This is a genomic window from Streptomyces boluensis (genome assembly GCF_009908195.1).
GTDB lineage: Bacteria > Actinomycetota > Actinomycetes > Streptomycetales > Streptomycetaceae > Streptomyces > Streptomyces boluensis.
Genome location: NZ_JAAAHS010000530.1, coordinates 1 through 4140 on the forward strand (window position 1 = coordinate 1; position 4140 = coordinate 4140).

Consider the following 4140-nt stretch of genomic DNA (forward strand, 5'->3'; position numbering starts at 1 on the left):
CCCCCAACACCCTTGACACCACCCCCCACTTGACGCCCTACTGGACCCTGCGCAGCGATCTGACAACGTTGTCCGTCGGCCCGCCTGGAGGCCCCGCATGCAGAGTCCCCACCGAATGCTGTCGCGCCGCAGAGCGCGTGGCAGACGTGCCCTGAGCAGAGCGCGCAGACCCCTCGCCGCCGTGCCCGTGGCCGCACTCCTCCTCGTCACCGCCGCCCAGGGCACCACGCAGGCCGCACCTCAACCAGCGGACGGCAAGGGCGAGTTCAGCTCCTCCTTCGAAGCCGGACAGCCCGCCCCCACCTGGACCGACACTGTCGACACCACCCCCGACGGCAAGAAGAAGACCTCCGGGGTCGACGGCGCGTTCAGCAGCGGTATCCCCGGCAATGTCACCGACCGGGTGAGCGAGGTCCGGGCCAGTGACGAGAACGCCGGGTCCGGTGAGGTGAAGGAGAACCTCATCGACGGGGAGTCGAGCAGCAAGTGGCTGGCCTTCGCGAAGACCGCCTGGGTCGAGTACGACCTGTCCGAGGCCATCAAGGTCAAGAAATACGCGCTGACTTCGGCCAACGACCACGCCGAGCGTGACCCGAAGGACTGGACCCTCAAGGGCTCGGCCGACGGCAAGGAGTGGAAGACCCTCGACTCCCGTTCCGGCGAGACCTTCGACAAGCGGCTCCAGGTCAAGTCGTACGACTTCGCCAACGACACCGCGTACGCGCACTACCGCCTGGAGATCGGCGCCAACAACGGTGCGGAGGACGCGACTCAACTTGCCGACCTGCAGATCTCTGACGGCAGTACGGGCGGGCCCGCGCCCGAGAACATGCAGTCGGCGGTGCACCGCGGGCCGAGTGGTTCGCCGACCGCGAAGGCCGGTGCCGGGTTCACCGGCAAGCGCGCGCTGCGGTACGCCGGTACGCATCAGGCGGCGGGGCGCGGCTACTCGTACAACAAGGTCTTCGATGTCGATGTGGCGATAGCGCGTGACACCGAGCTGTCGTACCGGGTGTTCCCGGCCATGCCGGAGCCCGCGCCTGACCTGAGCTACGCCGCCACGCATGTCTCGGTGGATCTGGCGTTCACGGACGGCACGTATCTGAGCGACCTCAACGCCACGGACAAGCACGGTGGTTCGCTCACTCCGCAGGGGCAGGCCGCGGCGAAGCGGCTCTACGTGAACCAGTGGAACCATGTGGCCGCCGAGCTCGGGCGGGTCGCCGCGGGTAAGACCGTCGACCGGATCCTGGTGGCGTACGACTCCCCCAAGGGCACGTCGAAGTTCCAGGGCTGGGTCGACGACGTGGCCCTCAGGAGCGCACCGCCGGCGAAGCCCAAGGCGCACCTCTCCGACTACGCGTCCACGGTGCGCGGCACCAACTCCAGTGGCGGTTTCTCGCGCGGCAACACCTTCCCGGCGACGGCCGTGCCGCACGGCTTCAACTTCTGGACGCCGGTGACCAACGCGGGCTCCCTGAGCTGGCTGTACGACTACGCGCGCGGCAACAACGAGGACAACCTGCCGACGGTGCAGGCGTTCAGCGCGAGCCATGAGCCGAGCCCGTGGATGGGTGAGCGGCAGACGTTCCAGGTGCTGCCCTCAGCCGCCGAGGGCACCCCCGACCTGGACCGGAAGAAGCGGGCGCTGCCGTTCCGGCACGAGAACGAGACGGCGCGGCCGCACTACTACGGGGTGGAGTTCGAGAACGGCATCAAGGCCGAGATGGCGCCCACCGACCACGCGGCGATGATGCGCTTCACGTACCCGGGCGACGACACGAGCGTGCTCTTCGACAACGTCTCCGACAAGGCCGGGCTCACCCTCGACCAGGACAAGGGCGTCGTCACCGGCTACTCGGACGTCAAGAGCGGACTGTCGACGGGCGCCACCCGCCTTTTCGTGTACGGCACTTTCGACAAGCCGGTGAAGGGCGGCGACGCGAGCGGCGTCAAGGGGCATCTGCGGTTCGACGCGGGCAAGGACCGCACGGTCACGCTGCGGCTGGCCACTTCCCTCATCTCCATCGACCAGGCGAAGGCCAACCTGGACGAGGAGATTCCGTCCGGTACGACCTTCGCGGGCGTGAAATCGCGGGCGCAGGCGCAGTGGGACGCGCTGCTCGGCAAGGTGGAGGTCGAGGGCGCGAGCGAGGACCAGCTGACGACGCTCTACTCCGGCCTGTACCGGCTTTACCTGTACCCCAACTCGGGGCACGAGCAGGTGGTGCAGAAGGACGGCGGTACGAAGACGCAGTACGCAAGCCCGTTCTCGAAGCAGACAGGACCTGACACCCCGACGCACACCGGGGCGAAGATCGTCGACGGCGAGGTGTACGTCAACAACGGCTTCTGGGACACGTATCGCACCACCTGGCCCGCGTACTCCTTCCTCACGCCGAAGAAGGCGGGCGAGCTGGTCGACGGGTTCGTGCAGCAGTACAAGGACGGCGGCTGGATCTCGCGCTGGTCCTCGCCGGGTTACGCGGACCTGATGACCGGCACGTCCTCGGATGTGGCGTTCGCCGACGCGTACGTGAAGGGCGTGGACTTCGACGCGAAGTCGGCGTACGACGCGGCGCTGAAGAACGCGACGGTGGTGCCGCCGAGTTCGGGCGTGGGCCGCAAGGGCATGGAGACCTCGCCGTTCCTCGGCTACGCGTCCACGGAGACCCATGAGGGCCTGTCGTGGTCCCTTGAGGGTTACCTCAACGACTACGGCATCGCGAAGATGGGTCAGGCGCTCTACAAGAAGACGGGTGAGAAGCGGTACAAGGAGGAGTCCGAGTACTTCCTCAACCGCGCCCGCAATTACGTGAAGCTGTTCGACGCCAAGGCCGGTGCGGGGCAAGGGAGTTCTGGCTTCTTCCAGGGGCGCGACCTGAAGGGCGACTGGCGCCTGGAGTCCTCGAAGTACGACCCGCGCGTGTGGGGTTACGACTACACGGAGACCAACGGCTGGGGCTACGCCTTCACCGCGCCGCAGGACTCGCGCGGTCTGGCGAACCTGTACGGCGGCCGCTCCGGACTCGGCGAGAAACTCGACACGTACTTCGACACCCCGGAGACGGCGGCACCCGAGTTCACCGGTTCGTACGGCGGGGTCATCCACGAGATGACGGAGGCCCGTGACGTACGGATGGGCATGTACGGCCACAGCAACCAGGTCGCCCACCACGCCACGTACATGTACAACGCGGCCTCGCAGCCCTGGAAGACGCAGGAGAAGGTGCGCGAGGTGCTGTCCCGGCTCTACACCGGCAGCGAGATCGGCCAGGGTTACCACGGCGACGAGGACAACGGCGAGCAGAGCGCCTGGTACCTGTTCTCCGCGCTCGGCTTCTACCCGCTGGTGATGGGCAGCGGCGAATACGCCATCGGCTCGCCGCTGTTCACCAAGGCGACGGTGCACCTGGACGGCGGCCGCGAGCTGGTCGTGAAGGCCCCGGAGAACAGCGCGGAGAACATCTACGTGCAGGGCCTGAAGGTCAACGGCAAGCGTTGGACATCAACTGCCCTGCCGCACAAGGAGATCGCCCGCGGCGGCACCCTGGAGTTCGACATGGGCCCGAAGCCGTCGAAGTGGGGCACCGGCAAGGACGCGGCGCCGGTCTCGATCACGCAGGACGACAAGGCTCCGGCACCCCGCGAGGACGCCACGAAGGGAACCGGACCACTCTTCGACAACTCCTCGAAGACGGCCGCCGAGGTCGCCTCGGTGAACCTGCCGATCGCGGGCGCCACCCGTGCCGTGCAGTACACCCTCACCGCGGCGGACCGTGCGAAGGCCCCGGACGGCTGGGTGTTGGAGGGTTCGCGGGACGGCTCCGAGTGGCAGGTCCTGGACCGCAGATCCGGCCAGAGCTTCGCCTGGGACCAGCAGACCCGGGTGTTCTCGGTGGGCGATCCGGGGACCTACGGCCACTATCGGCTCGTGCCGAAGGGAGCTGCGACACTTGCCGAGGTCGAATTGATCTCATAGTCGGACACACGTCCAGGTGCCGGGTCCCGTTGGGGAAGGGGCCCGGCATCCGCCGTCGGCGGGTGCGGGCGGCGTGGACAGAAGGGCAGTACGCGATGAACAGCAGGTCCGCGTCCGGAACGGGGGACGCAGCACCGACCCTCATAGCCCCGCCGCCT

The 4140-nt window shown here is 67.8% G+C and carries 1 protein-coding gene; it reads left to right on the forward strand.

Annotated features, from left to right (window positions below):
* Positions 1 to 115 precede the first annotated feature (115 nt).
* On the forward strand, positions 116 to 3982 hold the full coding sequence (locus tag GUY60_RS35255; RefSeq protein ID WP_161705433.1) for a GH92 family glycosyl hydrolase: 3867 nt from the start codon (positions 116 to 118) through the stop codon (positions 3980 to 3982).
* Positions 3983 to 4140: the final 158 nt, after the last annotated feature.

Coding starts and splice junctions, on each gene's coding strand:
- GUY60_RS35255 (WP_161705433.1), top strand. CDS start 116: ATGCTGTCGCGCCGCAGAGCGCGTGGCAGACGTGCCCTGAGCAGAGCG.